Genomic DNA, 2,343 nt, shown 5'->3' on the forward strand with positions numbered 1-2,343 from the left:
AATGCGGTCGATCCTTTCCCACACTGACGCCACACCACTTTTCCTTCAACAGCGCTGTCGGCTGGTGTCCGCAGTGTGAAGGCCTGGGCAAGCAAACCGGAACCAACCCGGCCGCCCTGATCGATTCGCCGCGCAAAACGCTCGCCGACGGTGCCGCACTGCTGTGGCCGAGTGTCGATCACGAGGTCTCGTTGTGGTTGTTGCGGGCGTTGTCGCGACAGACCGGCATCCCGATCGATCTGCCGTTCGACGAGCTGACCGCCACGCACCGCCGATTGCTGTTTCACGGGCTGGGCGATCGCTGGATCGAAGTCCGGCAAAGCGATGCGAAACCGAATTCAACGTCCACCGCCAAATTGTTCCGCTTTCGATTCAAAGGCTTTTATCCGGCGCTAGAGGAAGCGTCGCGTTTGACACCGGGATTGCGCGGCAAGCTGGAACAGTTCGTCGACGACATCAATTGCAGTGCCTGCGACGGATCGCGATTGCGTGAAGAAGCGGCCGCCTGTCAGTTTCGCGGTTGGACGATGGCCGATCTGGTTCACATGCCGCTGGATCGTTTGGATGGCGTCGTCACCGATTGGAAACTCGATCGCCGGGAGAAAAAGATCGCCGGCGAATTGGTGCGTGAAATCCAATCGCGCGTGCGTTTCCTGTTGGACGTGGGACTGAACTATTTGACGCTGCATCGCGGTGCGGCGACGCTGTCCGGCGGCGAGGCGCAGCGAATTCGATTGGCCGCCCAACTCGGCAGCGGATTGTGCGGGGTGCTGTACGTGTTGGATGAACCCACGATCGGGCTGCACCCCCGTGACAACTTGCGTCTACTTTCGGCGCTGCATCGATTGAGAGACTTGGGCAACACGCTGTTGGTGGTCGAACACGATCGCGACGTGATCGCCGGCAGCGACTACCTGTGCGATTTCGGGCCACGCGCCGGTCGGCATGGCGGCCGAATCGTGGCCGAAGGCCCACCGACAAAATTGTCGCCGGTCGAACGAAGCGTGACGGCCGGATACATCAACGGCACCAAACACATCCCGTTGCCGTCGGTACGACGCCCGGTGATGACCGACGGTGGCAAGCCGCTGGTCGATTACCTGACCCTGATCGGCGCGTCGGAAAACAACCTGGATCACGTCGATCTGAAATTGCCGATGGGCGTGTTGACGGTTGTGACCGGGCCCAGCGGCAGTGGCAAGAGCACGTTGATCGAAGGCACCCTGTACCCGATCCTGGGCAAGCGTTTGCATCGGCTAAGGATGAAACCCGGACGTCACGAAAAAATCGAAGGCCTCCGCCACGTCGATAAAGTGATTCGTGTCGATCAATCACCGCTGGGCAACACGCCCAGCAGCAATCCGGCAACCTACACCGGCGTGTTTGATACGATTCGAAACCTGTTCGCGTTGATCCCCGAAGCGGCCGAGCGAAAGTACACCGCGCGAACGTTCAGCTTTAACGTCCCCGGCGGACGCTGCGAGACATGCGAGGGCAGTGGTCAACGTAAAATCGAGATGCATTTCCTGCCGGACGTTTGGGTGCCGTGCGAGGAATGCGGATCGCGGCGGTACAACGAAGACGTGTTGCAGGTGAAGTATCACGGCAAGTCGATTTCGGACGTGTTGGCGATGTCCTGTGGCGAAGCGGTGGAGCTGTTCGCCTCCGAACCCCGCATCACCCGCGTGTTGCAAACCCTGTGTGACGTCGGATTGGATTATGTCACGCTGGGCCAATCCGCTCCGACGCTGTCCGGCGGTGAAGCCCAACGGGTCAAACTGGCGTCGGAACTCGCCCGTCCGGGCACCGGCAAAACGTTGTACCTGCTGGACGAACCGACGACCGGCTTGCACTTTGACGACATCGCGAAACTGCTGGACGTGATCCAGCGTCTGGTCGACTTGGGCAACACCTGTGTCGTCATCGAGCACAACCTGGACGTTGTCAAATGCGCCGATTGGGTCATCGACATGGGGCCTGGTGCCGGCGTCGACGGCGGCAAGATCGTCTTCGAAGGCACACCCGAACAACTGGCCGCGACAGCCGAACGGTCAAACGGCGAACCGGTTTCCGTCACGGCGCCCTTCGTCGCCGAGGCGCTCCAGCCGTCGGCGAAAAAGTCGAAACCGACTGCCGAATCCGTCGCCGAATCCGTCGCCGAATCCGTCGCCGAGTCCGGTTCCGGACGGTTGCGAATCGACGCAGCCAGTCGCCCAGAGACCCGTTCTCGAGGATCGAAAACGGCCGCCAAGTCGAACGGGCAAGCGAAAAAGGCGACACCGAAACGCAAGAAGAAGAAACACGACGCCAATACGATCTGGAAAACGTTGGGGCGGAAATGGC

The 2,343-nt window shown here is 60.6% G+C and carries 1 protein-coding gene; it reads left to right on the plus strand.

What is annotated here, in order from left to right; translation table 11 throughout:
* The coding region (gene uvrA / locus ABX749_RS29790) for an excinuclease ABC subunit UvrA (protein ID WP_372899236.1) at positions 1-2,343 on the plus strand (2,343 nt) is incomplete at both ends.

The sequence above is a fragment of the Stieleria sp. genome, from assembly GCF_041595215.1.
Lineage (GTDB): Bacteria > Planctomycetota > Planctomycetia > Pirellulales > Pirellulaceae > Stieleria > Stieleria magnilauensis.